Source organism: Idiomarina sp. OT37-5b (genome assembly GCF_002968395.1).
Classification (GTDB): Bacteria; Pseudomonadota; Gammaproteobacteria; order Enterobacterales; family Alteromonadaceae; genus Idiomarina; species Idiomarina aquatica.
The window spans coordinates 2,734,081-2,761,077 of the sequence record NZ_CP027188.1; the positions used below are offsets into that span (position 1 = coordinate 2,734,081).

The 26,997-nt window shown below is 51.2% G+C and carries 22 protein-coding genes; 8 read left to right on the forward strand and 14 right to left on the reverse strand.

Features of this window, described 5'->3' with window-relative positions; translation table 11 throughout:
• Positions 1–12 precede the first annotated feature (12 nt).
• On the reverse strand, positions 13–1,011 hold the full coding sequence (locus C5610_RS12825; RefSeq protein WP_105307507.1) for a carbohydrate porin: 999 nt from the start codon (positions 1,009–1,011) through the stop codon (positions 13–15).
• The gene (locus tag C5610_RS12830; RefSeq protein ID WP_105307508.1) at positions 989–1,705 is read right to left on the reverse strand and encodes an SDR family NAD(P)-dependent oxidoreductase; all 717 of its coding nucleotides are present in this window, start codon (positions 1,703–1,705) and stop codon (positions 989–991) included. The genes C5610_RS12825 and C5610_RS12830 overlap by 23 nt, the downstream gene beginning before the upstream one ends.
• A gap of 85 nt (positions 1,706–1,790) precedes the next feature.
• Between C5610_RS12830 and C5610_RS12835 the strand changes: the two genes are divergently transcribed.
• The 3 genes from C5610_RS12835 (at position 1,791) to C5610_RS12845 (ending at position 4,055) form a co-directional block, all read left to right on the forward strand.
• Positions 1,791–2,645 carry a virulence factor BrkB family protein gene (locus C5610_RS12835; protein ID WP_105307509.1) on the forward strand — a complete coding sequence of 285 codons (855 nt, stop codon included), beginning with the start codon at positions 1,791–1,793 and terminating at the stop codon, positions 2,643–2,645.
• 64 nt (positions 2,646–2,709) lie between these two features.
• Positions 2,710–3,150, forward strand: a complete 441-nt coding sequence (dtd, locus tag C5610_RS12840; RefSeq protein WP_105307510.1) for a D-aminoacyl-tRNA deacylase — start codon at positions 2,710–2,712, stop codon at positions 3,148–3,150.
• Positions 3,150–4,055, forward strand: coding sequence for a bifunctional GNAT family N-acetyltransferase/hotdog fold thioesterase (locus C5610_RS12845; protein ID WP_105307511.1), 906 nt, complete (start codon positions 3,150–3,152; stop codon positions 4,053–4,055). The genes dtd and C5610_RS12845 overlap by 1 nt, the downstream gene beginning before the upstream one ends.
• 9 nt (positions 4,056–4,064) lie before the next feature.
• On the opposite strand, the gene hutH is transcribed toward C5610_RS12845, so the two are convergent.
• The 3 genes from hutH to hutC are packed head-to-tail and all read right to left on the reverse strand — an operon-like array spanning position 4,065 to position 7,994.
• Positions 4,065–5,594, reverse strand: a complete 1,530-nt coding sequence (gene hutH / locus C5610_RS12850; RefSeq protein ID WP_105307512.1) for a histidine ammonia-lyase — start codon at positions 5,592–5,594, stop codon at positions 4,065–4,067.
• 9 nt (positions 5,595–5,603) lie between these two features.
• Positions 5,604–7,280 (reverse strand): urocanate hydratase, encoded by a 1,677-nt coding sequence (gene hutU, locus C5610_RS12855; protein WP_105307513.1) that lies wholly within the window; start codon positions 7,278–7,280, stop codon positions 5,604–5,606.
• Between the two features lie 9 nt (positions 7,281–7,289).
• Complete coding sequence (gene hutC / locus C5610_RS12860; RefSeq protein WP_105307514.1) at positions 7,290–7,994, reverse strand: histidine utilization repressor; 705 nt, start codon at positions 7,992–7,994, stop codon at positions 7,290–7,292.
• A 115-nt stretch (positions 7,995–8,109) separates the two neighbouring features.
• On the opposite strand from hutC, the gene hutI reads away from it, so the two are divergent.
• Positions 8,110–9,330, forward strand: a complete 1,221-nt coding sequence (gene hutI / locus C5610_RS12865) for an imidazolonepropionase (RefSeq protein ID WP_105307515.1) — start codon at positions 8,110–8,112, stop codon at positions 9,328–9,330.
• On the opposite strand, the gene C5610_RS12870 is transcribed toward hutI, so the two are convergent.
• Together C5610_RS12870 and rraA are read right to left on the reverse strand one after the other, a co-directional pair.
• Positions 9,293–10,339: a formimidoylglutamase gene (locus C5610_RS12870; protein WP_105307516.1), complete on the reverse strand. Its 1,047-nt coding sequence runs from the start codon at positions 10,337–10,339 to the stop codon at positions 9,293–9,295. The genes hutI and C5610_RS12870 overlap by 38 nt on opposite strands.
• Positions 10,339–10,824: a ribonuclease E activity regulator RraA gene (gene rraA / locus C5610_RS12875; RefSeq protein ID WP_105307517.1), complete on the reverse strand. Its 486-nt coding sequence runs from the start codon at positions 10,822–10,824 to the stop codon at positions 10,339–10,341. Before rraA ends, C5610_RS12870 begins: the two co-directional genes overlap by 1 nt.
• Before the next feature lie 182 nt (positions 10,825–11,006).
• On the opposite strand from rraA, the gene C5610_RS12880 reads away from it, so the two are divergent.
• On the forward strand, positions 11,007–13,079 hold the full coding sequence (locus tag C5610_RS12880; protein ID WP_105307518.1) for a putative bifunctional diguanylate cyclase/phosphodiesterase: 2,073 nt from the start codon (positions 11,007–11,009) through the stop codon (positions 13,077–13,079).
• Here the strand turns inward: C5610_RS12880 and hslU are convergent.
• The 5 genes from hslU to priA form a co-directional block, all read right to left on the reverse strand.
• Positions 13,076–14,425, reverse strand: coding sequence for an ATP-dependent protease ATPase subunit HslU (gene hslU / locus C5610_RS12885; RefSeq protein WP_105307519.1), 1,350 nt, complete (start codon positions 14,423–14,425; stop codon positions 13,076–13,078). The two genes, C5610_RS12880 and hslU, sit on opposite strands and share 4 nt — an antisense overlap.
• A 19-nt stretch (positions 14,426–14,444) precedes the next feature.
• A complete protein-coding gene (hslV, locus tag C5610_RS12890; protein ID WP_105307520.1) occupies positions 14,445–14,990 on the reverse strand; it encodes an ATP-dependent protease subunit HslV in 546 nt (181 codons plus the stop codon).
• A gap of 89 nt (positions 14,991–15,079) precedes the next feature.
• Positions 15,080–15,643: an SPOR domain-containing protein gene (locus C5610_RS12895; protein ID WP_105307521.1), complete on the reverse strand. Its 564-nt coding sequence runs from the start codon at positions 15,641–15,643 to the stop codon at positions 15,080–15,082.
• 3 nt (positions 15,644–15,646) lie between these two features.
• On the reverse strand, positions 15,647–17,389 hold the full coding sequence (gene argS, locus C5610_RS12900) for an arginine--tRNA ligase (protein WP_105307522.1): 1,743 nt from the start codon (positions 17,387–17,389) through the stop codon (positions 15,647–15,649).
• Between the two features lie 71 nt (positions 17,390–17,460).
• The gene (gene priA, locus C5610_RS12905; RefSeq protein ID WP_105307523.1) at positions 17,461–19,659 is read right to left on the reverse strand and encodes a primosomal protein N'; all 2,199 of its coding nucleotides are present in this window, start codon (positions 19,657–19,659) and stop codon (positions 17,461–17,463) included.
• A 169-nt stretch (positions 19,660–19,828) separates the two neighbouring features.
• On the opposite strand from priA, the gene rpmE reads away from it, so the two are divergent.
• Together rpmE and C5610_RS12915 are read left to right on the forward strand one after the other, a co-directional pair.
• Complete coding sequence (rpmE, locus tag C5610_RS12910) at positions 19,829–20,041, forward strand: 50S ribosomal protein L31 (protein WP_105307524.1); 213 nt, start codon at positions 19,829–19,831, stop codon at positions 20,039–20,041.
• Between the two features lie 276 nt (positions 20,042–20,317).
• Positions 20,318–21,568, forward strand: a complete 1,251-nt coding sequence (locus tag C5610_RS12915) for a malic enzyme-like NAD(P)-binding protein (RefSeq protein ID WP_105307525.1) — start codon at positions 20,318–20,320, stop codon at positions 21,566–21,568.
• Here C5610_RS12915 and metJ read toward each other — a convergent pair.
• Entirely contained in the window at positions 21,559–21,885 is a 327-nt protein-coding gene (gene metJ, locus C5610_RS12920; RefSeq protein ID WP_105307526.1) for a met regulon transcriptional regulator MetJ, read from the reverse strand. The genes C5610_RS12915 and metJ overlap by 10 nt on opposite strands.
• Before the next feature lie 173 nt (positions 21,886–22,058).
• Between metJ and C5610_RS12925 the strand changes: the two genes are divergently transcribed.
• On the forward strand, positions 22,059–24,500 hold the full coding sequence (locus C5610_RS12925; RefSeq protein WP_105307527.1) for a bifunctional aspartate kinase/homoserine dehydrogenase II: 2,442 nt from the start codon (positions 22,059–22,061) through the stop codon (positions 24,498–24,500).
• On the opposite strand, the gene C5610_RS12930 is transcribed toward C5610_RS12925, so the two are convergent.
• A complete protein-coding gene (locus tag C5610_RS12930) occupies positions 24,497–26,968 on the reverse strand; it encodes a penicillin-binding protein 1A (protein ID WP_105307528.1) in 2,472 nt (823 codons plus the stop codon). The genes C5610_RS12925 and C5610_RS12930 overlap by 4 nt on opposite strands.
• Positions 26,969–26,997 lie beyond the last annotated feature (29 nt).

Here is a 26,997-nt window from a genome sequence, read left to right on the forward strand (position 1 = left end):
CTCCTTAATTGGTTACCAAGTTAGAACCATTCGCATGGTGACTGCAACATCATCATCGGGATAGTCTGAACCAGTAACGACAACGTCATGGTCTGAGGTTATCCACTGCACATCAGGTTGCAGCGCAATACTATCTGTGACCTGCCAGCGGGCATATAATTCCCATACTTGCTCGGTAACATCGCGTTGCGTTTTTGCTGCGGTTGTTGCAAGCCCAAACGACAGGTCGTTTGTTGTGCTGTTAACTACAATACCCATACCAAGGTGGCGTTGGAAGTCTGCATAACGATTATTATCACCCCACTGCAGAAAACCGTGCCAATCCCAGGCTTCCATGCGCACCAGTCGTGTTTCCCCCACACCATACCAATGGCCATCGGATAGGCCGGCAACGATACGACTCCCGGCATTAGGCTGCCATTCGAATTCGGCATTGAGGTGTTGTTGGTCACCAAAGCTTAACTCTCGGGTCAAATAAGCCGCCTTGATGCTCGCGTTTGCCGACAGCTTCGAATCAATCACCAACCCTGTCGCTGCTTCGGGATACGAAATAAAATGCGTCAGTGTTGGGCTGTACCCCATCGATGAGTTCAAAAAATTTCCGGCAACATTAACTCCGGCAAATTCACTGTTTTCATCAAAGGCTCCGACCAGCACGCGAATGTCGTCATTGCGGTAAGTCAAATTGAACGCCGTTAGCGCCAGCGGATCCGAACTCTCAATATTGGAAAAGCCTTGTCGATCTCCGATAACCGCCGACGGATGATTGGTTGTCGCTAAAAACGCGCCACCGTTTAAGGTTAGGCGCTCGTTTAGTGTGTGACTGAGGTCAAATTGATACAATCCGTTCCAGTCGAACGCGTCATCATCATCGGTATTAAGGTAGTGCCCATCAACGGTCAGCGAGTGGCTGAGGTCGATATTGTCTGCAACCGCGTTGGACATCGCCAGTCCATGCAAGCCGATTAATAAGGTAAGTTGGCGATGCTTAGTAAGGTAATTTTTTTCCATCCCAGTGAAACAGTCCTCCTGACATACTTGGCTCTAAGCCATTAATAACATCCACAATTCGCTTTGCAGATAATTGGGGCTCATAGAGTTTATCCTCAGCAACACGCTTTTGAAATGGTTTTGATAACTTCGTGTCTGTTGTGCCCGGATGCACAGCCGCTAACACCAATTTTTTGTGGCTTCGTTTAAGTTCGATGGCCGCCGTTTTCAATAACATGTTGAGTGCTGCTTTCGAGGCACGGTAACTGTACCAGCCGCCGAGGTAGTTCTCTTCGATGCTGCCCACCTTGGCAGACAGTTGTACAAAAAACGCGTTTGTTTTTTTATCGAACAACGGCTGGCAATGTTTGAGTACCAACATCGGAATGACCGCATTCACATGGAACAGTTTTTCCAGGTTGCTACTGTGCAACTCACTCAATTGTTTTTCCGGGAAGGTTTCGTCATCATGCAGCATCCCGATGGTTGAAACGACCCCTTCGAGGGTGGCGCCACTGTTCTTAAAATCCTCGGCCCAACGCGACAGGGTTTCGTCGTCATAACAACCCAACTGGGTGTAACGCACACCCGGCAGGCGATTATCGAGTGGTTGCCGGCTCACTGCGACAATCTGTTGCTGCGGGTACACTTCCTGTAAACGTTGCGTCAACGCCTGACCTAAACCTCCTGCCGCACCAAACACCACCATTGCCATAATAAGAAAACTCCAACATGATAAGATAACAACCATTACGGAGTGGACATGATTTTAGCTCAGCCTCAGACACTAAGGATTGACGATGAACTGGCATGACTCGTTGCACCACAGCGCGCGTTTTTTTAAGTACTTCGGTAAGCGCTGCGCAGCCGATAAAATCAATGTGACCGCCGGCCATCTGACCTACGTTAGTCTGCTATCACTGGTACCGCTGATCGTGGTGATGTTCACGATATTCTCAGCCTTTCCGGTTTTTGAGGAACTGCAACGTAATATCGAAGACGCATTGATTGCCAATTTATTACCCACCTCCGGCGAACAGTTGAAGGAATACATTAACGAGTTCGTGGCAAACGCCTCGAAAATGACCGCGGTGGGTATCGCCTTTTTATTCGTCGTCGCTGTTATGCTGATTTCCGCCATAGATAGCACGCTCAATACGATTTGGCGCGATACCAGTAAACGCCGGCTGATGGTTTCATTAGCCATCTACTGGATGATCCTGACGCTTGGTCCGGTGCTGATTGGTTCGGGACTTGCCGCAACCTCTTACCTGATTTCCTTAACTCAGTTTGCCGAGGAGTATGTTTCCGGTGTTCGGAGTTTTGCGCTTTGGTTTGTTCCGGTGATTACCAGTTTCTTCGCGTTCGTATTGTTGTATCAGCTGGTACCCAATCGTCCTGTGAGATTTCGCTATGCCGCATTTGGCGCACTTATCGCCGCCGTGCTGTTCGAGCTGAGTAAACAAGTATTCTCGTTGTACATCACGCACTTTCCCACCTATCAGGCGATCTACGGGGCACTCGCTACGGTTCCTATTCTCTTAGTCTGGATATATTTATCCTGGAATATTGTCCTAGTAGGTGCCGAGCTTACGGTCAGCCTTGAGGAATATCAGTTCCTGAATCGCCGCAAAGGAAAACCTGACAGCGATTGATCTGTCCGTCAGTTTATACAACTATAGATAGCTTGCGATGATAAGACGGTAAAATCACAACATTATGATTGGCTTAATACAGCGTGTTACCCATGCACAAGTCGACGTTGATCGGCGAACCATTGGCCGTATTGACGGCGGCTTATTGATCTTACTGGGCGTCGAGCATCACGACGATGAGGCCAAAGCCCACAAACTTGCGGAGCGCATTGCGAACTACCGTGTGTTTGCCGATGACGACGGCAAAATGAACAACAGCTTGCTCGATCAGCAACTGTCCGCCTTAGTGGTGTCACAATTCACGCTTGCGGCGGATACCCGCAAGGGCAGACGACCGTCCTTTTCGTCAGCGGCGACCCCGGCTCAGGCGGAAGCGTTGTATGAGGAGTTCTGCCAGGCACTTGCCAAGCTCGGTGTACCGGTAGAAACCGGGAAATTCGCGGCGGATATGCAAGTTTCGTTGGTTAACGATGGTCCCGTAACCTTTCAGTTGAGGGTGGATTAATGTACAAAGTGATTACACCGACTACGCCGGAAGAGCTGGATAAATACTACGATTTGCGCTGGCGTGTACTGCGCGAACCGTTCCAACGCCCCAAAGGATCCGAACAAGACGAATACGATCAGGTCGGCCAACACCGTATGGTCATCAACCAAGCGGGTGACGCCGTTGCCGTAGGGCGGGTGCACTTTAACAGTGCGGAAGAAGCACAAATCCGCTTCATGGCGGTTGCGCCGGAGTATCGCGGCGAAGGCCATGGTGTCGCAATTATTTACGCGCTGGAATTGGCGGCTCGCAACGACGGTGCCAAGCATGTGGTGATAAACTCTCGCGATAATACCATTGGTTTTTATAAAAAATGTGGCTATCAGGTGGCCGAAGAAGCCGATACGGTAAATAATCCGATGGCCGAACATCAGTTACGGAAATCATTTAGTGAACAAAACCGTATCATCTATCGGCCAGAATGGTGTGCTGAACTCCAGCAAACATGGCAAAACGACATACCCATATCCGACGCCATGGGGATAAGGATCCATCAGTATACCGGCCGTATGTTCGAAACCCGGGCAACCCTATCCCGTAATATTAATGTCCATGGCACCATGTTCGCAGGCAGTATTTATTCCCTTGGCACACTGACCTGCTGGGGATTATTGCATTTGCAGTTACTGGAACGAGAGCTCGACGGCGCTGTGGTACTGGGCGATGGTAATATCCACTATCATAAGCCGGTTACCCAAGAGCCTCGTGCCATCGCCAGACTGAGTGATGTCACCGGCGATTTTTCGGCATTAAAAGAAGGCAAGAACGCCCGCTTAACCATGAAGTCGCAAATCCTCGATGATGACCGGCCAGTCGCGGAGTTTACCGGCCGGTTTGTGGTACTGGCTAAGCGCGAGCACTAAGCTCGCGTGTTAAACCAAGGGCGTAAAGTCGGCTAGCGTCATACCGAGCGCGCCCTCTTTAATTAAGCCACTGGCGGCTTTGATATCCGGTGCAAAATAACGGTCTTGATCGTAATACGCCACTCGCTCGCGCAAACACTGATAAGCGGCCTCGATTTTCGCAGAGGCCTTAAGCGGGCGACGGAAATCCAATCCCTGTGCTGCTTCCAGCCACTCGATAGCAACAATATCAGCGATATTGTCAGCGATATCACTTAACCGGCGTGCCGCAAACGTTGCCATGGACACATGGTCTTCCTGGTTGGCGGACGTCGGAATACTGTCCACCGAAGCCGGGTGGGCTAAGCTTTTGTTTTCTGACGCAAGCGCCGCCGCGGTAACCTGAGCCATCATGAAACCCGAGTTAACGCCACCGTCGTTAACCAGGAAGGCCGGTAAATTGCTTAAGTGCTTATCAATAAGCAGTGCCCCACGACGTTCTGATATCGCACCGATTTCACTGGCAGCAATGGCAATAACGTCCGCCGCCATTGCAACCGGTTCAGCGTGGAAATTACCGCCGGACAAGATATCCTGCTGTTCACTAAACACCAGTGGGTTATCGGTCACACCGTTAGCTTCCCGTTCTAATATCGTCGCTGCGTGCTGCAAGTTGTCATACACCGCGCCCATCACCTGCGGCTGACACCGTAAGGAATAGGGATCCTGAACCTTTTCGCAGTGTTCGTGATCTTTTGCAATTTCTGAGGTATCGGTCAGAATATCGCGGAATGCCGCAGCAACCTGTTGCTGACCGTGCTGGCCACGGATCTCATGAATCCGCGCATCAAAAGGTGAACGAGATCCCATCGCCGCCTCAACGGACATCGCCCCAATGATCAGCGCACTGTGGAATACCCGCTCAACTTTAAATAAGCCGGCCAAGGCCAATGCTGTGGATGCCTGAGTACCATTCAGTAACGCCAGTCCTTCCTTGGGTGCCAGCTCAAACGGTTCCAACCCGGCCAGCTTAAGACCCTCGGTAGCCGGTATAATCTTACCGTTAACCCGCACTTCTCCTTCACCCAACAGCGGCAACACCATATGAGCTAAGGGGGCCAAGTCACCGGAAGCACCCACGGATCCCTTACTTGGAACACACGGATAAACCTCGTGGTTGAGCAGGGCAATCAGCGCATTAATCACTTTTAGCCGAATACCGGAGAAACCGCGCGACAGTGAATTAATTTTCAGTAATAACATCAACCGCACGACGTCATCCGCCAATAATTCACCGGTACCTACCGAATGCGACAAAACGATACGACGTTGCAAATCGGTCAAGCGTTCTGGCGGAATACGAGTATTGGCCAATAAACCAAAGCCGGTATTGATGCCATACACGGTTTCACCCCGTTGCAACACGTTTTGCACGGTTTGCGCTGACTCATTAATCGCGCTGACGGCGGCTTCGCTTAAATCCAGCTGCTGCGGCTGGAAGTACCATTGGCGAATCGCGTTTAAACTTAATTGTCCCGGATTCAACGGAAAACGACTCATAACCACTCCTTATTCGTTTTCAAGCATGGGCAAATCAAGCCCTTGTTCTTTAGCACACCGTTTCGCGATGTCGTAACCTGCGTCAGCGTGACGCATCACACCGGTACCGGGATCGTTCCATAACACGCGCCCAATACGTTTTTCCGCGGCCTCCGAGCCATCGGCAACAATAACCACACCGGCATGTTGTGAGTAGCCCATGCCTACACCACCACCATGATGCAAGCTCACCCATGTCGCGCCGCCGGCGGTATTGAGTAATGCATTTAATAGTGGCCAGTCGGATACCGCATCCGAGCCATCTAACATACTTTCGGTTTCGCGGTTAGGACTGGCAACCGAACCTGAATCTAAGTGATCTCGACCAATAACAACGGGAGCCTTCAATTCTCCGCTTTTCACCATGTCGTTAAAAGCCTTGGCAATCCGGGCGCGGTCTTTCAGACCGATCCAGCAGATCCGCGCTGGCAGACCCTGGAAAGAAATACGCTCTTTCGCCATATCCAACCAATTGTGCAGATGCGCATTATCAGGGATAAGCTCTTTCACTTTCTGATCGGTCTTATAAATGTCTTCAGGATCACCGGATAACGCCACCCAACGGAATGGTCCGATGCCTTCACAGAATAACGGCCGGATATAGGCTGGGACGAAGCCAGGAAAATCAAACGCGTTCTCAACACCGACATCTTTCGCCATCTGTCGAATGTTATTGCCGTAATCGAGCACCGCTGCTCCTTGTTGCTGGAAAAACAGCATCGCTTTCACCTGTACGGCCATCGATACTTTTGCGGCCGCAACCGTTCCACTGGCATCGGCTTCTTGCTGTTGCTGGTACTGCTCGAGCGTCCAGCCTTGTGGCAGATAGCCGTGTAATGGGTCATGTGCCGAGGTCTGATCGGTCACCACGTCAGGGATAATCGCGCGCTGTTGCAGTTCACGGTAAACATCCGCAGCATTACCGAGTAAACCGACAGAGACCGCTTCACCACGAGCTTTAGCGTCGTTAATCAACTGCAATGCTTCATCCAGTTGTGTCGCTTTATGATCGACGTAACCGGTGCGCAAACGAAAGTCGATGCGGCTTTCATCACATTCAACCGCGAGCATACAGAAACCTGCCATGGTAGCGGCCAAAGGCTGCGCGCCTCCCATACCACCCAGTCCTCCGGTGAGAATCCATTTACCCTTAGCGTCACCATCGAAATGCTGCCGTGCGACGGCGCCAAAAGTTTCATACGTGCCCTGCACAATGCCCTGCGAACCGATGTAAATCCATGAACCCGCGGTCATTTGCCCGTACATCATCAAGCCCTTTTTATCGAGCTCATTAAAGTGATCCCAGGTTGCCCATTCGGGGACCAGATTCGAGTTAGCAATAAGCACTCGCGGCGCATCTTCGTGGGTCGGAAACACACCCACCGGTTTACCCGATTGAATGAGCAGCGACTGATCCGGCTTTAAGCGTTCCAGCGTTTCAATAATTTTGTCGTAACACGCCCAATTGCGCGCTGCCCGTCCGATACCACCGTACACCACCAGTGCCTGTGGGTGTTCAGCGACTTCTTGGTCCAAGTTGTTCATGAGCATGCGCTTCGCTGCTTCTATCTGCCAGTTCGCGGTGGTTAATTCACTACCGCGGTCAGCCCGAATGACTCGGGAAGTGTCCATACGTTGTTGACTCATGAGATGCTCCTAAGATGCAGAAAAATTTAGATGACCACCCAGTTTAAACCGCGACCCGGGATGCGTAAGAATGGCGTAACTGACGACACCACCCGAGCTCCAGGTACGGCGAATGATGCGCAAGCAAGGTTCGTGACGATCAATGCTGAGCAGGTGACAAACGGATGAAATTGGCAGGATGGCCTCGATTTGATGGCTGGCTTCCGTCAATGGCGTTACCACACACAAATACTCATGCGGCGTTACCTTGGTGAAATCCTGCTTAAGGTAATCGGGCACCAGGTTCGGGTTAACGTATCGTTCCTCTAATTGTACCGGTATATCATTGTCGTAATGCACAATGGTCGAGTGCAGCACTTCGTCCCCGGGAGTCAATGACAGCGCTTCAGCAACCTGACTGGAGGCATCCTGAGTACGCATATGATGAACCTTGGCGCGATAATCATGCCCACGGCTGCGTATTTCGTCGGCAATGTTCCGTATCGCCATAAACGACGTTTGCGACTTAATGGGCGCAACAAAGGTTCCCGCTCCCTGGGTTCTTATGACCAGCCCTTCGTCAGCCAATTCTTGCAGCGCTCGGCGCGCCGTCATACGGCTAACCGAAAACTGCTCAGCCAGCGCGTTTTCGGAACTGACCGGATGGTTTTCCGGCCACTCACCAGACTCGATCTTTTGGTAAATGTGCTGTTTGATGATAGAGAATTTTGCCACGTTGAACCCAACCCAATGTTGTGATTTGTTCAAAGTTTAGATCATTCCAATTGTCTATACAAGAGAGTCGGTGACTGCTATGCTAATAACAAAGCTTCAAACGGGGTGATAACCTATGCAACGTATTGAAAACATTAAATTAGCCACGTTATGTGACGAACAAAACGATTATGGTTTGATCGCTGATGCAGTTGTTATTATCGATAACGAATCCATTTATTGGGCGGGCAATGCGCTTGAGGCACCAGCCACTCCAAGCGCCGACATTATTGATGGTGCCGGGCAACTACTGACACCGGCACTGATTGACTGTCACACCCATCTGGTGTGGGCCGGCTCTCGGGCCAACGAGTTTGCCGAACGGCTACACGGCAAAAGCTACGCTGAAATCGCGGAGCAAGGCGGTGGCATCGCCAGCACGGTGCGAGCAACACGCCAGGCCAGTTTTACAGAGTTGTTGCAACTCGCTGAAAAGCGCGCTCGGACATTGATGGCGCAGGGTGTCGGTACCATCGAAATTAAATCCGGTTACGGACTCGATCTCGCCAACGAGCGTAAACAGTTGCAGGTTGCCCGAGAATTAGGCCGCCGCCTTCCGCTCACCATAAAAACCACCTTATTGGCGGCGCACGCGCTCCCGCCGGAGTACCAAAATGATGCCGATGGTTACATCGACCACATCGTAACTACGATTTTACCGAGCCTTGTCGACGAAGGCTTAGTGGATGCCGTCGATGCCTTTTGTGAAAAGATTGGCTTTAGCGTTGCGCAAACGGAGCGTGTCTTCGAGGCAGCAAGACAGCATGGTTTGCCGGTTAAACTTCATGCTGAACAGATCACTAACCAACACGGCGCTGAACTGGCCGCTCGTTACCAAGCATTGTCCGCCGATCATCTGGAGCAATTGGACGAGGATGGCGTCAAAGCCATGGCAGAGAGCGGCACCGTCGCGGTGCTATTGCCCGGCGCATTTTACTTCCTCCGCGATGAACAGGTACCACCCATTGATTTGTTGCGGCAATACCGTGTGCCGATCGCCGTAGCCACTGATGCAAACCCAGGCTCATCGCCTATTCATAATTTGCAACTGATGTTACAGATGGGAGCGACGCTGTTCCGCTTAACGGCGGAGGAGTGTTTACGAGGTGTGACGGTTAACGCCGCGCGGGCGCTGGGAATTGAGCACGAATATGGGCAGGTTAAAGCCGGAATGAAAGCGCATTTAGCCCTCTGGGACGTCAACGACCCGGCTGAGCTGACCTACCAGTTTGGGGTCAACCCGCTGACTACATTATGGCTTAACGGCGTCGTTCACGACCATGCAAATACGCGGTAGTCAGTTCACACAGAACTTGACCGGCTTGTTTTAAACCTTCCTCAAAACCGGCGCTGCAAAGTGCCGGTGCGGCTTCAGCTAAGTGCACATAGCGCGCATCCGGAAGTTCTGCCAGGCGCTTTACAAACTGAAAACCCTGCGCCAGCGACAAACCACTGTAGTTAATGGCACTGGCCGGCACGGCTGTCAGCACATCCACATCCACTTCGATGCCCAGCGGCCGTTGCCATGAATCGGCTTTGGCCACCACTTCATCCATCACTTCATGAAAAGGCCGTTCAAATAACCGGTGCATCGAATGATAACGCATCCCGGCATCACTCAACTGACGTAAACTGCTGGCCGAGTTCTTACCCGGATGCAAACCGACGACATGATAAAACTCGAGCGCACCGTCCATGTAAGCATAACTAAAGCCATTACCGCTGTGACGCCCTTCGGTTGCACGAAAATCCGCATGGGGATCCAAATTAACGGCCGCAACAGTATGGCCACTCACTTGGTGAAGTGAACGTAACAATGGATAAGCATTATTGTGACCACCGCCGATGACGATGACTTCAAAACCTTGAGCAAATAACGGCTCAACGACACTCGCCACACGCGCATCAACCATCGCACATAAACGTCGTAGTTCTGCCAAGTCATGTTTGTCCGACGCGTCTAATGCGTCACTCTGGCGCATCAAGTCGTGGCAGTCGACTGCACCCACCAACAGCAACTCATGAGTCGACAGCAGTCCTGTTTTTTGCAGGTTGAGAAAACTGTGTAAAAACGCCTGCCATCCCCCTTCAGCACCCGGCCGACCCAGGTTAGCTTTTACCCCGATACTTTCAGGAATACCGACGATGGCAACCCGCTGACCATTGTCCCAGGCGTCCTTTAAGCTTTGTTCGTAAGAACCCTCAGCGGACAGGCAATGAATAGCCTGTCCAATTTTCGTCTCATGCTCGCGAACCTTAACCCAGTGATTAGACTCAACAAGCTGTAAATAAGACAGTTCAGACATTATTCAATATCAAGCGCTTCAGGTGACAAAATGACGCCCGTGCTATCCACGTAAATATGGTCTTCCGGCAGGAAGGTTACGCCCCCAAAGTTAACCGGTACGTCAACCTCACCCGTTCCTTCACTGGGCGCCGCGACAGGAATTGAGGCAACCCCTAAAATGCCAATATCCAGTTCCTCAAGTGCATCAACGTCACGCACAGAGCCATAGCAAATAATACCTTCCCAATCGTTATCCATGGCTTGCTCAGCGATGGCGAGATCAATCAGCGCCCGGCGTACCGAGCCGCCGCCGTCGACAAGCAGCACTTTACCGCCACCGTCTTGATTTAACGTTTCCTCAATTAAGCCTTTGTCTTCATAACTTTTAATAATAACCAGCTGGCCGCCAAACGAAGTACGGCCACCATAGTTTTCGAACATCGGTTCGACCACATCGACCATATCGGGGTAGAGGTCACATAATTCAGACGTATTGTATTCCATGGCTTTTATCCAGGCTGTAGGGGAAGTTATGGCTTTGAGTATAACGGCAATTCACGTTTTCAAAAACCCAAATCAAGAATTGGCGTCAAATAACGAAACATGACGATAATATACACTTGAATTTTAGCCGTAAGGCACATTACTCTAGGGTAAATAAGAATAATAATTATAAAAAATAGCTCATGCCAATACTCGACGTGATCACTAGTTTGGCGATTGAAACCATCACGCACTCAGTCCAGACACTACTGTTAATCGGATTTGCGGCTTTACTGCGGTTTTATTTCGCATCATACGGTTATCCCCATTTACATTACTGGTCTCTGGCCTGTCTGTCTTATGGTGCGAGTGAGCTAACTCGGGTCGTCACCGGTGCCATGGCTATTACTCAGCCGTTGCAGATCAACGAGTTGGCCGCCTTTACCAACAGCCTTGCATTGACACTCCAGTATCTGGCTATTGTTTATATCGGGATTGGTACCTACAGCGCCGTCGGCAAACAATTACCGCGGCGTTCACTGCGTTATTTGGGCTACTCGCTGGCGTTGATGGGCGGGTTGATCTCATTGATGCTTTTAGAGCCAAGTGTTTCACTGCACACCAGCCAAAGTGACAGCGGTGTGATGCGGTTTCTGGTGCCGGGAACGCTGTTTGTCGCCATCGGCCTGCCCATGTGGTTTAACGTAAAAGAGGGCATTGGCCCACGGCTGATCGCCTTTGGTTTCTTATTTGTTGCGGCAAAAAACTTTGTTGTTGTTGGCGCCAACATAACCATGACGTCACCAGCACTGGACTGGGTGTTAAGCGTACAAGCCGTATTTACCGTTATTTTCCTCGCCATCGTCATGCTTGGAATCATTATTTGGCTACTGGAATCCGAACGCAGTAACTCCATTCATGCCATCCAACGCGCCGAATACCTGCACACGCATGATGCGTTAACCGGTGTTTCTAACCGCTCACAACTGGTGTCAAAAATACCGCTGTTGATTGATTTTTGTCGCACCAACGGCCGCCAGCTAACCGTTTGCCTGATTGGCATTTCACGCTTTAAGTCGGTTAATGAAAGTTTTGGCATCAAAGGCGGTGATTTGGTGTTAAAAGAAGTCGCAAGACGGCTGCAACACTTCGACAAAACACCATTATCGGTCGCCCGCATCAGCGGTGATGTCTTCGCGGTGGTCTTTGATCACCTCAAAAGCCGCCAACTGATCAACGACCTTGGCGGTGAACTCCAGGACACATTATCGGCACCCATTGCTATTGGTGAGAAAAACCTGAGCATCAGTGTGGGTGTGGGAATCTCTCGCTATCCTCAACACGGCACCAATGCCGAGGTATTGCTTAACAAAGCAACCATCGCGCTGACCGAGTCCAAGCGTCAACATCAGGCGAGTGTGGTGTTTTACGAACGCGGTATGGATGATGAGTTTACCCAGTTGATGGATATGGAGCCGGTACTGCGAAGAGCGTTTCAGGACGATGAGTTTTTGCTCTACCTGCAACCCCAATTCGACTTTGATCATCAGCAATTGTGCGGCTTTGAAGCGCTGATCCGCTGGCAGCACCCCGAGCGGGGTTTGCTCGCTCCAGCCGAGTTCCTGCCGTATATTGAGCAGCTGGGTTTATCGGAAACGTTGGATACCTGGGTACTGGACAAGGCCGCTAACATTCTTACCCGATGGACAGCAGAGTTTAATCATTGCTGGCCGATTGCGGTTAATTTGTCGGCACAGCAATTCCAGCATTTTCAGTTGATTGAACAATTGCAGTCGTTGGTTCAGAAACACAACATAACACCAGCATCGCTGGAACTGGAGATTACTGAAACGGTGGCCATGTCCGATCTGCATAATGGCATGAGTGTGATTAACAAGTTACGTAACCTTGGCTTCAACGTAGCCATCGACGACTTTGGCACAGGCCACTCGTCACTCGCTTACCTGCGCTCGTTACCCATCAGTAAAATTAAAATCGATCGTAGCTTTGTTCGCGAATTGCAGATAAACCGAACCGATGCGACCATTTTAAAAGCGATGATCCGGCTCGCCCATGGTCTGGGCAAACGTGTCATTGCAGAAGGCATCGAAACCGAAGACCAGCAGACCATTTTACAGCAACTAGGCTGCGACATGATGCAAGGCTATTTTTATGCGCCACCAATGCGGGTTGAGCTGGCGGAGCAGTTAATTGAGGCCGAATTGAATGAAGGGAGAAAGCCGCTACCAGGCTCCCTGGCAGCGGCTACCCATTAAAGAATAAAGCGACTTAAATCTTCATCTTTAGACAGTTCGCCGATGTGCTTATCAACATAGGCCGCGTCAACGTTGATGGTATCACCACTGTGATCGGTGGCATTGAAGGATACCTCTTCCATTAAACGCTCCAGCACCGTATGTAACCGACGGGCGCCAATGTTCTCGGTCGTTTCATTAACGTGAAACGCAATTTCTGCAACACGCTGTATACCGTCCTCGGTAAACTCTACCGTCACGCCTTCGGTCTTTAACAAGGCTTTGTACTGAGTCGTCAGCGAGGCATTCGGCTCCGTCAAAATACGCACAAAATCGTGGCTTGTCAGCGCATCCAGCTCAACCCGAATTGGCAGTCGACCCTGCAATTCTGGGATCAAGTCCGATGGCTTACTCATCTGGAACGCTCCGGATGCAATAAACAAGATATGATCGGTACGGATCATGCCATGTTTGGTATTAACGGTCGTACCTTCCACGAGTGGCAGCAGGTCACGCTGTACACCCTCGCGAGAAACGTCCGGGCCAGAGGTGTCACCGCGTTTACAGATCTTGTCAATCTCATCCAAAAACACAATGCCATTTTGTTCAACCGAATGAATCGCAGCTTCTTTTACCTCATCCGGATTCAATAGTTTGGCTGCTTCTTCATCAACCAATTGCTTAAACGCGTCTTTGATTTTCATCTTGCGTTTTTTGGTCTTGTCGCTGCCAATGTTTTGAAACATATTTTGTAGCTGCGAGGTCATTTCCTCCATTCCCGGAGGAGCCATGATTTCAACGCCCATTTGTGGCATTGCCAGATCAATTTCTATCTCTTTGTCGTCAAGCTGACCTTCACGCAGTTTTTTACGAAATACCTGGCGTGATTTACGTTCTTCATCGGACGGCGCTTCTTCCTGCTGGGCTCCCCAGCCGGAATTGGTTGAACGCGCCGGAGGCAATAGCACATCCAAAATGCGATCTTCGGCGGCTTCCTCCGCGCGATAACGCACTTTCTGCTTCATCTCTTCACGTTTTTGTTTCACCGCAACGTCGGTTAAGTCTTTAATGATCGACTCGATTTCTTTACCAACATAGCCGACTTCTGTGAATTTGGTCGCTTCTACTTTGATGAACGGGGCGTTTGCCAACTTTGCCAAACGTCGAGCGATTTCGGTTTTACCAACACCGGTTGGTCCAATCATCAGAATGTTTTTCGGTGTTACTTCCTGACGCAAATCGTCGTCCAGCTGCATTCGCCGCCAACGGTTACGTAGCGCAACCGCAACCGCCTTTTTCGCATTTTCCTGGCCAATAATATGGCGATTTAATTCGTCTACGATCTCTCTGGGGGTCATATCGGACATCTGTTGGTATCCCCTTCCGTTATTTGTCTTTGTTGGCAACAATCGACTGCTGCTCTTCGATGGTCTGCGTGCCATTGGTGTAAACGCAAATGTCACCCGCAATGGTCAATGATTTTTCGACGATGCTACGTGCGTCCAGTTCGGTATTTTCTAACAAGGCACGAGCGGCTGATTGCGCAAACGGGCCACCTGAGCCAATCGCAATCAGATCGTTTTCCGGCTGCACGACATCACCGTTGCCGGTGATGATCAGCGACGTTTCTTTGTCAGCGACTGCAAGTAATGCCTCCAGTCGCCGTAACGCACGATCGGTACGCCAGTCTTTCGCCAATTCGACCGCGGCCCGCATCAAGTTGCCCTGATGTTGTTCCAGCTTAGACTCAAAGCGCTCAAATAAGGTGAAGGCATCGGCGGTACCACCGGCAAAGCCAGCCAGCACTTGATCGTGATACAAGCGGCGGACTTTACGGGCGTTGGATTTCATTACGGTATTACCGAGAGACACTTGGCCATCGCCTCCGATGACCACTTTATCGCCGCGGCGAACAGATACTATCGTCGTCAAAACGTCATCCTCTTTGTTGTCTTGTGAAGTCGCTAAGCGACGTCAATGACAAGTAGGTGAGGGTCTATGACGCAGATTTCAAGGTGTGATTAATCTAAATTCCAGTTCCAGATAGCACAGCCGTAGATTTGGGCGCGTTGCAATTTATGCCGATCACGCTCGGCGTCTCGCTTGGTCTGATAGGGGCCTAAAATGACACGATACCAGAGTCCGTTGCTACCGGTAGTCGCCCGCACTTGGCTTTCCAGGCCGACCATAGCAATTTGTGCACGCAGCCGCTCAGCGTCGGCTTGCTGACGAAATGAGCCACATTGCATTAACTTCGGTGGACCCAGCTCACGTTCCGGCACATCCACTTCGACTTCTTTGCTTTCCAGCTCTTCGATGTACTGCCAGCGTTCCTGGGGTTTCTCCGGCAATAAGTCCTTCGGCGGAGGCTGCACCACGGGCGTTTGTGCGGAACCGTTAGAGCTACCGTTGATCGATACCAAACCGTAAGTGAACGCGGCGATGAGCGCGATAGCAATGACGATGACGAGCCACGGTACCTGCCGTGACTCAGTCTGTCGACGTGTAGCGCCACGGGCTGCCGGTTTCTTCTTCGACGCGTTGCGTTTAGGCTGCTTTTTCGGTTTACGGTTGGCGTAGTCCACTGCTTACATTTTCTCCAGCGTCGGAATACCGAGTAACTGCAGACCTTGCTGTAACGTATTAGCGGTTAGACGCGCCAGTTTTAAGCGACTATTGCGCAGCTGTGCATCATCCTGGTTCAGGATCGGGCAGGCCTCATAGAAGCTTGAGAAGCGCCCGGCCAAATCAAACAAATAGCCACAAAGGAAATGCGGCATCGCTTTATCATAAACCTGATGCACAACCTCATTAAAACGCACCAGTTGATTTGCCAGAGCCAATTCACGCTCATCTTCCAGAACAAATGGCACCGAGTCATCAAAACCCTGCTCGCCGAGACGCGAAAAGATGCTATTAACGCGGGTAAACGCGTACAGGAGATATGGGGCAGTATTGCCTTCAAACGTGAGCATCAGATCCCAGTCAAAAATGTAATCACTGGTACGGTTTTTCGAAAGATCAGCGTATTTCACCGAGCTGATACCCACCACTTTCGCTATTTCTTGCTGCTGTTGCTCGGTGAGATCCGACGACTTCTGTTGCAACAATTCAAGCGCACGGCGTTCAGCTTCATCCAGCAGATCCGCCAGCTTAGTAACGCCGCCGTCACGGCTCTTGTAAGGCTTGCCGTCTTTGCCCATAACGGTGCCAAAACCAAAGTGTTGCGTGCGAATATCGCCTTCAATGAATCCAGCTTTGCGCGCCAACGTAAAAATTTGCTCAAAATGCAACGACTGGCGGGCATCGACAAAATACATCAGGTAATCACCGCCCAGCTCTTTCTGACGATACTGAATGGCGGCCAGGTCGGTAGTAGCGTATAGATAGCCACCGCCTTTCTTCTGCACGATAATCGGCAGCGGTTCGCCTTCCTTACCTTTAAACTCATCTAAAAAGACACATTGAGCGCCCTGGTCTTCAACCAGCAAACCGCGCTCTTTCAAGTGTTCAATCACGCCGGGCAAACGATCATTGTACGCACTCTCCGCCATGACATCGTTGCGCGTCAACTTAACCCCGAGTCGGTCGTAAACTTCCTGACAGTGGCTGAGCGATACTTCAATAAACTGGTTCCACAGGCGTAAACAATAGTCGTCACCGGACTGCAGTTTTACCACCAGCTCACGGGCACGATTGGCAAAGGCTTCACTGTCATCAAAACGTTGTTTTGCGGCTTTATAAAACGTTTCCAGGTTACTGAGTTCATATTCGGCTTCCTGGTTATCCAGCGCTTCCATGTACGCCAGCAACATACCGAATTGGGTACCCCAATCACCAACGTGATTCTGACGAATGACTTTATGCCCTAAAAACTCACTGACCCGTGATACGGCATCACCAATGATCGCCGAACGCAAATGACCCACATGCATTTCTTTAGCCAGGTTCGGTGATGAATAATCGATAACGATGGTGCGTTTATCGGAGGTTTCGTCAACGGCGAGGCGATCGCTGTCGAACATCGCCTGCAATTGTTGTTTCAGCTGATCCTGAGCGATCGTAAAGTTAATAAAACCCGGTCCGGCAATATCCGTTTTTGCGATAAGGGTGTTTTGCGGCAAGGCTGCAATGATCTGCTCAGCCAGTTGCCGCGGGTTTGACTTAGCCGGCTTGGCTAAGGTCAACGCCAGGTTAGTGGCAAAATCACCATGTGACTTGTCTCGTGGTCGGTCGAGCTGAATGTTCACCGAATGATCTGCGGGTAACACGCCATCGGCTTTGATTTTGCCAATAGCATCAGCAAGTAACTGTTCCAGTTGTTCTTTCATCGACTCGACTACCTGTACGTTAGATAAAAATAATGAATGCAAGACCCGCTAGTTTACTCGTTTTGTGGGTCTTATGTGAAGTCCTGAGGGTCAACATCCAGCGACCAACGCACTTTTCGCCAACTGGGTAGTTCATGAACAATTGGCAGAATGTGCTCAAGCAATTGATAACGCAATTTGCGACTGTTGCAATGTAACAGCAGTTGATAGCGATAGCGACCCGCTTTACGTTCCATCAAGGCCGGCATTGGTCCCAGCAATTGCGCGCCGGCAACCACCGGCACCTGCTGCGCCAATTCGTTGAGAGCGAACTGTACCGCTTGGCGATCGGTGGCTTCAGCTCGGAACAGTCCCATGTGACCAAACGGCGGTAACAAGCCACTCTGACGCTCTGCCAATGCGGTCAACGCGAAGTCCTGATAGCCGTTGTTCAGCAAATCCTGGATCAGGTCATGTTCAGGGTGGTGGGTTTGCAACACCACTTTACCGGCTTTGCGGGCTCTGCCAGCTCGCCCCGCAACCTGTGTAAACAATTGCGCCAACCGCTCTGCGGCACGAAAGTCGGCACTGTATAAGGCGCCGTCAACGTCCAACAAAGCGACCAGGGTCACATTCGGAAAGTGATGTCCTTTGGCCAGCATCTGTGTGCCAACCAGTATTTGATAACGACTTGCGGCTGCCGCTTCCAGTTGCCGGTCCAGTTCTCCTTTGCGGCGGGTAGAGTCCCGATCAATCCGTAACACGCCATAGTCCGGGAATAGTTCTTTTAAACGGTTCTCGAGTTGCTCCGTTCCCACCCCGTGGGTCATCAAATGCAACGAGCCACAGTCACCACACTGTTTTGCAATGGCGCGCTGGGAACCACAATGGTGGCAGTGCAGTTGATGCAGGCTCTTATGCACAGTGTAGTACGCATCACAACGTTGACACTGTGCTATCCAACCGCACTCGTGACACATCAGCGCCGGCGCATAGCCTCGACGATTGAGGAACAACAGCACTTGGTTACCTTTCGCCAGCTCTGTTGCCATTTGCTCTCGCAGCGGCTGCGAAACTCCGGCTTCCAGCTTTTGTCCTTTAAGATCCAGCAACTGATGCTTAACTTGTTCAGCGCCGCCGGCCCGTTGCTCCAGCTTAAGCCAGTTAAAGCGTTGATTAACCGCATTATTGAGTGTTTCCAGAGACGGCGTCGCCGTGCCCATAACAATTGGAATGTTCAGCAACTGCGCGCGCTTGATGGCAACATCGCGGGCATGGTAACGAAAGCCATCCTGTTGTTTGAACGAGAGGTCATGTTCTTCGTCAATAATAATCAGCCCCAACTGCTTGCAGGGCGTGAAAACCGCCGACCGGGTTCCGATAATAATCGCTGCCTGGCCAGATCGGCTGTCAAGCCAAGCTTGTAAGCGCTCACTATCATTCAATCCTGAGTGAAGCATGACAATAGGAACATCAAAGCGCTGTTGAAAGCGCTTTAGGGTTTGTGGCGTCAAACCAATTTCAGGAACCAACACCAACACCTGCTGTCCTCGTTGCAGAACCGGTGTAATGGCCTGCAAGTACACCTCGGTTTTACCGCTGCCGGTGATGCCCTGCAGCAGCATCGCTGCATGTCCTTGTTGCTGGTTAATGGTGGTTACCGCTACCGCCTGTTGCGAGTTAAGCGTGAGCGGCTCGTTATCCTGTACTAACCGCCAGAGTTCGGTTGATATCCGCGGCTGCCGCTGTTGCGCTTCAATCCAGCCTTTCTCGACCACGGCATTAATCACCGTGCTACTGATATTGGCGGCCGTTATCACTGAACGGGGTTGTGCCTCGATGGCCAGCAACTCCAGCAGTTGTTGTTGTTTCGGTGCACGCTTTAACTGCTCCGGCGCAATTTCCCTGCCCGCCTCAGTCAGTTGCCAATACTCCGTCGCCGGATACTCAGCAGCTGCGCCTTTACGCAGCAACACCGGTAACGTATTTGCGGCTACATCACCCAGGCTATGATGATAGTAGTCGGCGCTCCACTGGATCAGCTGCCAAATGTCATCGCTCCAGACCCGCCGCTCATCAATGACCGAGTCAATGTCCTTAACCACAAAATCCGGCTGCTCGTCGGTTTCGCCAATCGCAATGCCAACCAGGTGTCGATTGCCAAAAGGCACGCGCACGCGCACGCCTGGCTCCGGTAATGAACCAGTGTAACGATAACTAAAGCATTGCCGCATCGGAACCGGTAACGCAACTTGGATCAGCCGCTGAGGGCTATTGTTTTCGCTGGGCATGAGGCTATTTTGAGATGCTCTTAGCAAGAATACAAGCAACGATATTTTACTTGATCAAGTGCCCATGATCACATAGAATGCCGCGCTCCTAACGATTGTTGTTTTTTTGCGCATGGTGTCCGGCAACCAATGACCGGATAGCGATGCGGCCCATAATTGAGGTAATCCCATGAAAAAAGGTATTCATCCTAAGTACGAGGCCATCACGGTCACTTGCTCGTGCGGTAACAAGTTCGAAACTCGTTCTACCCGCACTGAAGATTTATTGGTCGACGTTTGTTCAGAGTGTCACCCATTCTACACTGGTAAGCAGCGTGTAATGGACACCGGCGGTCGCGTTGACAAATTTAAGAAGCGTTTCGGTACTCTGGGTAAGAAGTAATTCGCAACAGCGAATACATGCCCCCGGCAAGATAAGAAAACTACTGAAAACAACGCTTTGTTGTCAGTTTCTAGAAAAAGGCGCTATAAAGCGCCTTTTTTGTTTCCCTATCAGCTCACAGCCCCATTTGTTAAAGAAAAGTTAACTGGTGCGTTTTTATACACACCATAAATTAACTTCGCCATTCAGGCTCTCACCAGCAGGTAAGATTTGTTATTAGGCATTAAGTCGTTATGCTATAGAGTCATTGCTAACTTGCTATAGGGCGCTTTCTCTATGTCTGACTTTCGCCAACAAGCGTTGGATTACCACCAGTATCCTACCCCGGGTAAAATCTCAGTCGAGCTGACCAAGCCGGCTAATTCCAGCAAAGACCTGTCTCTGGCTTACAGTCCCGGTGTTGCAGAACCCGTGCGCGCCATCGCTGAAGATCCCGATAACGCCTATAAATACACGGCTAAGGGCAATTTAGTCGGTGTTATCAGTAACGGTACCGCCATTCTTGGTCTTGGTAATCTCGGTCCACTGGCATCGAAGCCGGTTATGGAGGGTAAAGCCTTATTATTTAAACGCTTTGCCGGGTTGGATGCGATTGATATTGAGGTCAGTCACCGTACGACACAGGATTTTATTAATACGGTTGCAAATATCGCGGATACCTTTGGCGGCATTAATTTAGAAGACATTAAAGCGCCGGAATGCTTTGAAATAGAGCAAGCACTGATCGAAAAATGCAATGTACCCATTTTCCATGACGACCAACACGGTACCGCCATTGTAACCGCCGCCGGTATGCTCAACGCACTGGAAATTCAGGGCAAAGAGCTGCGCAGTGCGCGTATAGTGTGCATGGGGGCAGGCGCGGCTGCTATCGCCTGTATGGAACTTTTGATCAAGTGTGGTGCTCAACGCGAGCACATCTATATGCTGGATTCGAAAGGTGTCATTCATACCCGCCGTGACGATCTCAACGAGTACAAAGCCTTGTTTGCTAACAACACCGACAAGCGCACACTCGAAGAAGTCATCGAAGGCGCCGATTTATTCCTCGGTGTGTCCGGACCGGATTTACTGTCACCGGATGCACTAAAATTGATGGCCGACAAGCCAGTGGTCTTCGCTTGTTCTAATCCGGATCCCGAAATTAAGCCAGCGTTGGCCAAAAAAGCCCGTAATGATGTCATTATCGGCACCGGTCGTTCCGACTACCCCAACCAAGTCAACAACGTGTTATGTTTTCCGTTCATGTTCCGTGGCGCGCTGGACGTAAGAGCGACAGCGATAACGGATGAAATGAAAATTGCGGCGGTCGAAGCCATTCGGCAGTTAGCCAAGGAAGAAGTGCCCGCTGCCGTGCTGGAGGCTTCGGGTGATAACGCACTGAGTTTTGGCGCTGACTACATTATTCCAAAACCGATGGATCCGCGCTTGTGTCAGCGAGTTGCCCGTGCCGTTGCCGTGGCCGCTGTAGAGTCGGGCGTGGCGAAAATTCCGTTACCGAAAAATTACATGCTGGATCAAGGTTGATCCAGCTCCTCATCCGTGGGGATAGGCAAGCCGCGGGCTTCCAATTCCTCACGCACCGCTTTCGGAATCTTATGCGGGTTTGATTTCTCCAAGTCTTCATCGGTGGGTAGCGGCTGACCGGTAAAGGCGTGTAAAAACGCTTCACACAGCAGTTCGCTGTTTGTAGCATGGCGCAGGTTATTGACTTGACGTCTTGTGCGCTCATCGGTCAGTACCTTAAGCACTCGGGTCGGAATCGACACAGTCACTTTTTTTACTTGCTGACTTTTTCGACCATGCTCTGCGTACGGGTAAATGTACTCACCGTTCCACTTCATTGTTGTATCTCGCTTTATGAAAAACCCTTATAAGATATAATGAATTGTACTCATCACGATAGCCACGTCAAATTTTATCCATCTAGATGGCCAAAAGTTGCTGACATTTGCTTCGCAATATTTTAGCCTTAGCGTTAATGACGATTTGCAAATAGGTATAAAGGAAGCGATAGATGGCGATTGAAGGGCTAACTGAGGAACAGATTCAAGCTGCAGCGGAAAGCGTGCAGGTCCATAAGTTTGGCGGCAGTAGCTTGGCTGATGCCTTTTGTTACCGTCGCGTGGCCCGTATCGTTACCGAGTACGCGGGAGCCAGCGACGTGGTCGTGGTTTCTGCCGCCGGAGATACCACCAACCGCATTCTCGCCATCCTTACGGCCAGTAAACAAGCCGGTGATACTGCCACAATACTGCTCGATCAATTGGAAAGTTTTCAGCAGGGCTTAATCAGCGAACTGTTAAGCGGTGAGCTGGAACAACAACTGTTGGCCTTATCGAAAGAAGATTTTGCACGCTTCCGTCGTTTCGTTGCCGGTGAGGAAACCATCACCGGCGATGCCGAGCTGCTCTCCTACGGCGAGTTGTGGTCAGCACGGCTGCTGGCAGCGTTACTGCGTAAACAGGGAACCCGTGCCGAGCACATTGATGCACGCGACTTCCTGCGTGCCGAGGACGCACCGGAGCCTATCATTCAGGAACCTGAGTCGCGCGCCGAGCTATTGCGCCGCGTTGCCCCCTTCCCGGGCACGCGGTTTATCGTTACCGGCTTTATTGCCCGTGGCTTGAATAACGAAAGTCTAACCCTCGGACGCAATGGCAGTGACTATTCCGCCACTCTGGTTGGGAGTCTGCTGAACGTAAAGCAGGTGACCATCTGGAAGGATGTAGCCGGCGTCTACTCCGCTGATCCCCGCAAAATTGAGCGGGTCGTCAGCTTACCATCATTAGATTGGGCCGAAGCCGAAGAGCTGGCTCGATTGGGCAGTCCTGTTCTGCACCCGCGTACGTTTCAACCGGTCAACCGCGAACGCATGGTGATTTCAGTACGCTCCAGTTTAAAAGTCGAAAACCAACAAACCCGAATCGGTCAGTTCGAGCATACCGAACCACGCGGCAAAGTCTTTACGTCGCTCTCCGAGGTGGTGTTGTTTAAAGTTGAACTGAATGACAAAGCGCTGGTTGATAAGCTTAACGAGCTCGATTTAGAACCCTTGTTCGCCTGGACAGAACCCGAAAACCACCAACAGTACCTGGTGTTCCACCAAAATCATTTAGAGTACATCAGCCGCTGGCTAGAGCAGATTGACGTTGGTAACACAGTCACGCAAATACGCGGTTACTCGATGGTTGCCTTGGTGGGTAATCGTATTCAGGAGACGGATCAATACACCACGTTCAAACTGCAACTGGGTGAGCAGAAAGTTCGCCGCTTTGGTCTCGGTGAAAACGGTAACTCAGCCATTGCGATCCTTGAACAGCAGTTAGACAGCCGCTTATTAAACCGTCTACACAGTCAGCTGTTTAACTACCGTCGCAGCCTCGGCGTGCTTGTGCTTGGTCGCGGAAATATTGGTACTGCCTGGCTGGAGTTGTTCAAACAGCAACGTGACCGCATCAACCAAATGATGGACGTTCGTGTTATCGGTATCGCAAATTCTAAGCGCCTGTGGCTTGACTACAGCGGTGTTGAACTGAGTGACTGGACAAGCAATTTTGACCGCTTGGCACGACCCTATGTTTTGACCGAGCTGCTGCGCGAACTGCCCAACGCTCCGTACGATGAGTTGGTTATTCTCGACCTCACCGACGCCAAGCCGGTAGCACAGCTCTACCCAAGCTTGTTTGCCAACGGTCTGCACATCATCAGCGCCAATAAGCGGGCTGGCTCCGCGGAAGAGTCACTGTATCGTGAGATTCGCACCATCCAGCATGAGTACAAACGTGAATGGCTTTATAACACCACCGTTGGGGCGGGATTGCCGCTGAATTACGCGATTAACGATTTACGCGGGCAGGGCGATGAAATTCGCAGTATCTCAGGTATTTTCTCTGGTACGATGTCGTGGCTATTTGAGAACTTTAACGCCGAAACCAAGTTCAGTGACCTCGTTGCTGAGGCCAAACAGCGGGGCTATAGCGAACCCGATCCCCGCGAAGATCTGTCCTGTCAGGATCTTGTCCGGAAGTTGCTGATCCTGGCGCGCGAAATTGGCCTCAATCTTGACTGGGAAGACATCAATGTCAACAGCCTGGTACCGGAGCATTTACAGAACATTTCGGCTGAACAATTCATGCAACGGCTGAATGAGCTCGATGAGCCAATGGATGCGATGCTGCAGGAGGCGGCTAAAGACGGCAAGGTACCGAGACTATTAGCCAGTTTCTCAGTCACAGACGAAAAGCGCGTAAAAGCACAAATCGGTATCGAGTACATACCGGAGGGCGACATGCTGGCGAACTTGATCCCCGGCGAGAACATCTTCGTGATCTATACCGACTGGTACTCTGAAATGCCGCTGGTCATCAGCGGACCCGGCGCTGGTAAGCACGTTACCGCAGGCGGCGTGCAGTCTGACCTGAATCAGTTGCTCGCGCGGCTCAGCGCGGCGACTTAAAACAAGTCGTCGCCGCTGTCCTCAAAAATATTGCCGTTACCGCTGTCGCGATCCACGTAGTCAGTCGGTTCGGTACCACTGATAAAATATTCAAACCGGGTCGTATGATCGGTCCGGTGTGATAATTTACCGGTCCCCAAGTCAATACGGACGTTAACAACACCCGGGGGTATCATCAGGTTGTCTGATGGATACTCAGAGACCGCTTTTTCCATGAACAGAATCCAACCCGGCAGCGCCGTTTTCGCACCCGCTTCACCACCGGAGATGGATTGCTGAGCGCTGTCCAGCAGCGGGTGCATCGACGTACTGCCCAACTGTCGGGAAACATCGTCAAAACCCACCCAGGTTGTCGTCACCAGTCCACTGGTAAAGCCTGAGAACCAGGTGTCTCGAACATCGTTGGTGGTACCGGTTTTACCGGCAATTGCCCGCCCAACTTCACTGACAATAGGTTTCGAACGTTGAATGCGCCACGAGGTACCGTTCCAGCCGGTATCATGAGCCCAACTACCACCGCCCCAGATGGCCGAGTTCATGGCTTGAGCGACGAGAAACGCATTTTGTTCAGAAATAATTTGTGGCGCTGGATTATCGCAATCAAAACACGCCAGTTTAGGCTCCGCCTGGTAAATGACTTCACCATTGCCATCTTCAATGCGCTCAATCACGTAAGGCTCAACCAAGAAGCCGCCATTGGCAAACGCCGCATAAGCCCGTGCCACCTGCATCGGTGTCATCGACAACGAGCCAAGTGAAATCGACTCATTCTCCGGCACTTGCGTTCGATCAAGCCCAAACTTGGCAATATGATCGGCCGTTTCTTTAACGCCGACTTCCCGTATCAACCGCACTGAAACGACGTTTTTTGATTTCGCCAGCGCTTTGCGCAGTCGAATCGGACCTTCATACACATCGGGTGAGTTCTTCGGTCGCCAGGCAATACCGGAGCCCGGGTTCCATTGGTTGATGGGCGCATCATTAACCAGGGTCGCCAACGTCAGTCCTTTTTCAAACGCGGCAGAATAAATCAGCGGTTTGATGTTTGAACCGACCTGCCGCTCGGCCTGCAGTGCGCGATTGTATTGGCTTAACTGGAAGCTATAACCACCCACCACGGCCGCAATGGCGCCATCATCCGGACGCAATGAAGCAATCGCAGAGCTTGGCTCAGGGATTTGCGCCAAGCGCCAATGACCATTATCGTCGCGTGCTTCAGCGACTTGCCGCAACCAAATTACATGGCCTGGTTGCATGATATCCGCAGTGGTTTCCGGCGGCGGCCCCTGACGCTCCTCGTTGACGTACGCGCGTGCCCAGTGCATCGATTCCCATGGCAGCTCGAGAATACCGTGATCTTTCACCGCCACCGTTGCCGATTGTTCAGCAATGGATAACACCACCGCCGGGGTCACGACACCAATAGATTTCAATCGTTGCAAATACTCAGCGACCTCGGCCTCGCTCAAGGCAGGCTCACCTTCTTCTTCCGACCAAAGCACACTGACAGGACCTCGGTAGCCGTGCCGCTCATCGTAGGCATGCAGGTTGTCCCACACAGCCTGCCGGGCAGCCAGTTGAACATGACTTTTTACCGTGGTGTAAACGTTAAAGCCGGCATTGTAGGCACGCTCTTCACCGTAGCGGTCAACCATTTCCTGACGCACCATTTCCGCCAAATACGGCGCATCAACGGTTACCTCGGCACCATGCCTGCGCGCAGTAACTTCAGCGTTTGCCGCTTGTTCAAATTCCGCTCGAGTAATTTTCTTCTCGTCGAGCATGCGCAGTAGCACCACTCGCCGACGCTCTTTTGATGCCTGCGGATGGCTAATGGGATTCAAATTTGAAGGAGCCTTGGGTAATCCTGCGATAGTTGCAATCTGCGCTAGTGTCAGTTGATCCAAGGACTTGCCGTAATACACCTGAGCCGCCGCCCCGACACCATGAGCCCGATGGCCAAAAGCAATTTTATTCAGGTAGAGCTCAAGAATTTCATCTTTGTCCAGCAACTGTTCAATGTGTAAGGCGATGAAGGTTTCTTTAATCTTGCGCATCCAGGCGCGGTCAAACGATAAAAAGAAGTTACGCGCCAGCTGCATGGTAATGGTACTGGCGCCCTCTTTAATTTCACCGGTTGTCAGCAATACCCAGAAGGCGCGCATGACACCGATAGGGTCAACCCCAAAATGCTGATAAAAACGACTGTCTTCTGTCGCCAGAAAAGCGTCTATCATCTGCTGCGGAACATCTTCTAGATCCACCGGAATACGGCGTTTCTCGCCAAACTGAGAAATTAACTGACCATCCTTGGTGAATACTTGCATCGGCGTCTGTAGCTCGACATCCCGCAGCGTCGCTACACTCGGCAACTCAGGTTTCACGTACAAATACAGCGCACCTATCGCGCCCACACCCAGTACAGCGAAGATGACCAATATCAAAATTAGGCGTTTAAAAAACTTCAATCGTTAACTCCATTTAGGACGACGGTTGT

Excerpts from the sequence above, each read along its gene's own strand:
- metJ (WP_105307526.1), bottom strand. The coding sequence starts at position 21,885 with ATGAAGTGGAACGGTGAGTACATTTACCCGTACGCAGAGCATGGTCGA.
- C5610_RS12915 (WP_105307525.1), top strand. The coding sequence starts at position 20,318 with ATGTCTGACTTTCGCCAACAAGCGTTGGATTACCACCAGTATCCTACC.
- C5610_RS12825 (WP_105307507.1), bottom strand. The coding sequence starts at position 1,011 with ATGGAAAAAAATTACCTTACTAAGCATCGCCAACTTACCTTATTAATC.
- C5610_RS12880 (WP_105307518.1), top strand. The coding sequence starts at position 11,007 with ATGCCAATACTCGACGTGATCACTAGTTTGGCGATTGAAACCATCACG.
- hutU (WP_105307513.1), bottom strand. The coding sequence starts at position 7,280 with ATGAGTCAACAACGTATGGACACTTCCCGAGTCATTCGGGCTGACCGC.
- C5610_RS12830 (WP_105307508.1), bottom strand. The coding sequence starts at position 1,705 with ATGGCAATGGTGGTGTTTGGTGCGGCAGGAGGTTTAGGTCAGGCGTTG.
- rpmE (WP_105307524.1), top strand. The coding sequence starts at position 19,829 with ATGAAAAAAGGTATTCATCCTAAGTACGAGGCCATCACGGTCACTTGC.
- C5610_RS12925 (WP_105307527.1), top strand. The coding sequence starts at position 22,059 with ATGGCGATTGAAGGGCTAACTGAGGAACAGATTCAAGCTGCAGCGGAA.
- C5610_RS12845 (WP_105307511.1), top strand. The coding sequence starts at position 3,150 with ATGTACAAAGTGATTACACCGACTACGCCGGAAGAGCTGGATAAATAC.
- C5610_RS12835 (WP_105307509.1), top strand. The coding sequence starts at position 1,791 with ATGAACTGGCATGACTCGTTGCACCACAGCGCGCGTTTTTTTAAGTAC.
- argS (WP_105307522.1), bottom strand. The coding sequence starts at position 17,389 with ATGAAAGAACAACTGGAACAGTTACTTGCTGATGCTATTGGCAAAATC.
- dtd (WP_105307510.1), top strand. The coding sequence starts at position 2,710 with ATGATTGGCTTAATACAGCGTGTTACCCATGCACAAGTCGACGTTGAT.
- rraA (WP_105307517.1), bottom strand. The coding sequence starts at position 10,824 with ATGGAATACAATACGTCTGAATTATGTGACCTCTACCCCGATATGGTC.
- hslU (WP_105307519.1), bottom strand. The coding sequence starts at position 14,425 with ATGTCCGATATGACCCCCAGAGAGATCGTAGACGAATTAAATCGCCAT.
- C5610_RS12870 (WP_105307516.1), bottom strand. The coding sequence starts at position 10,339 with ATGTCTGAACTGTCTTATTTACAGCTTGTTGAGTCTAATCACTGGGTT.
- priA (WP_105307523.1), bottom strand. The coding sequence starts at position 19,659 with ATGCCCAGCGAAAACAATAGCCCTCAGCGGCTGATCCAAGTTGCGTTA.
- hutI (WP_105307515.1), top strand. The coding sequence starts at position 8,110 with ATGCAACGTATTGAAAACATTAAATTAGCCACGTTATGTGACGAACAA.
- hutH (WP_105307512.1), bottom strand. The coding sequence starts at position 5,594 with ATGAGTCGTTTTCCGTTGAATCCGGGACAATTAAGTTTAAACGCGATT.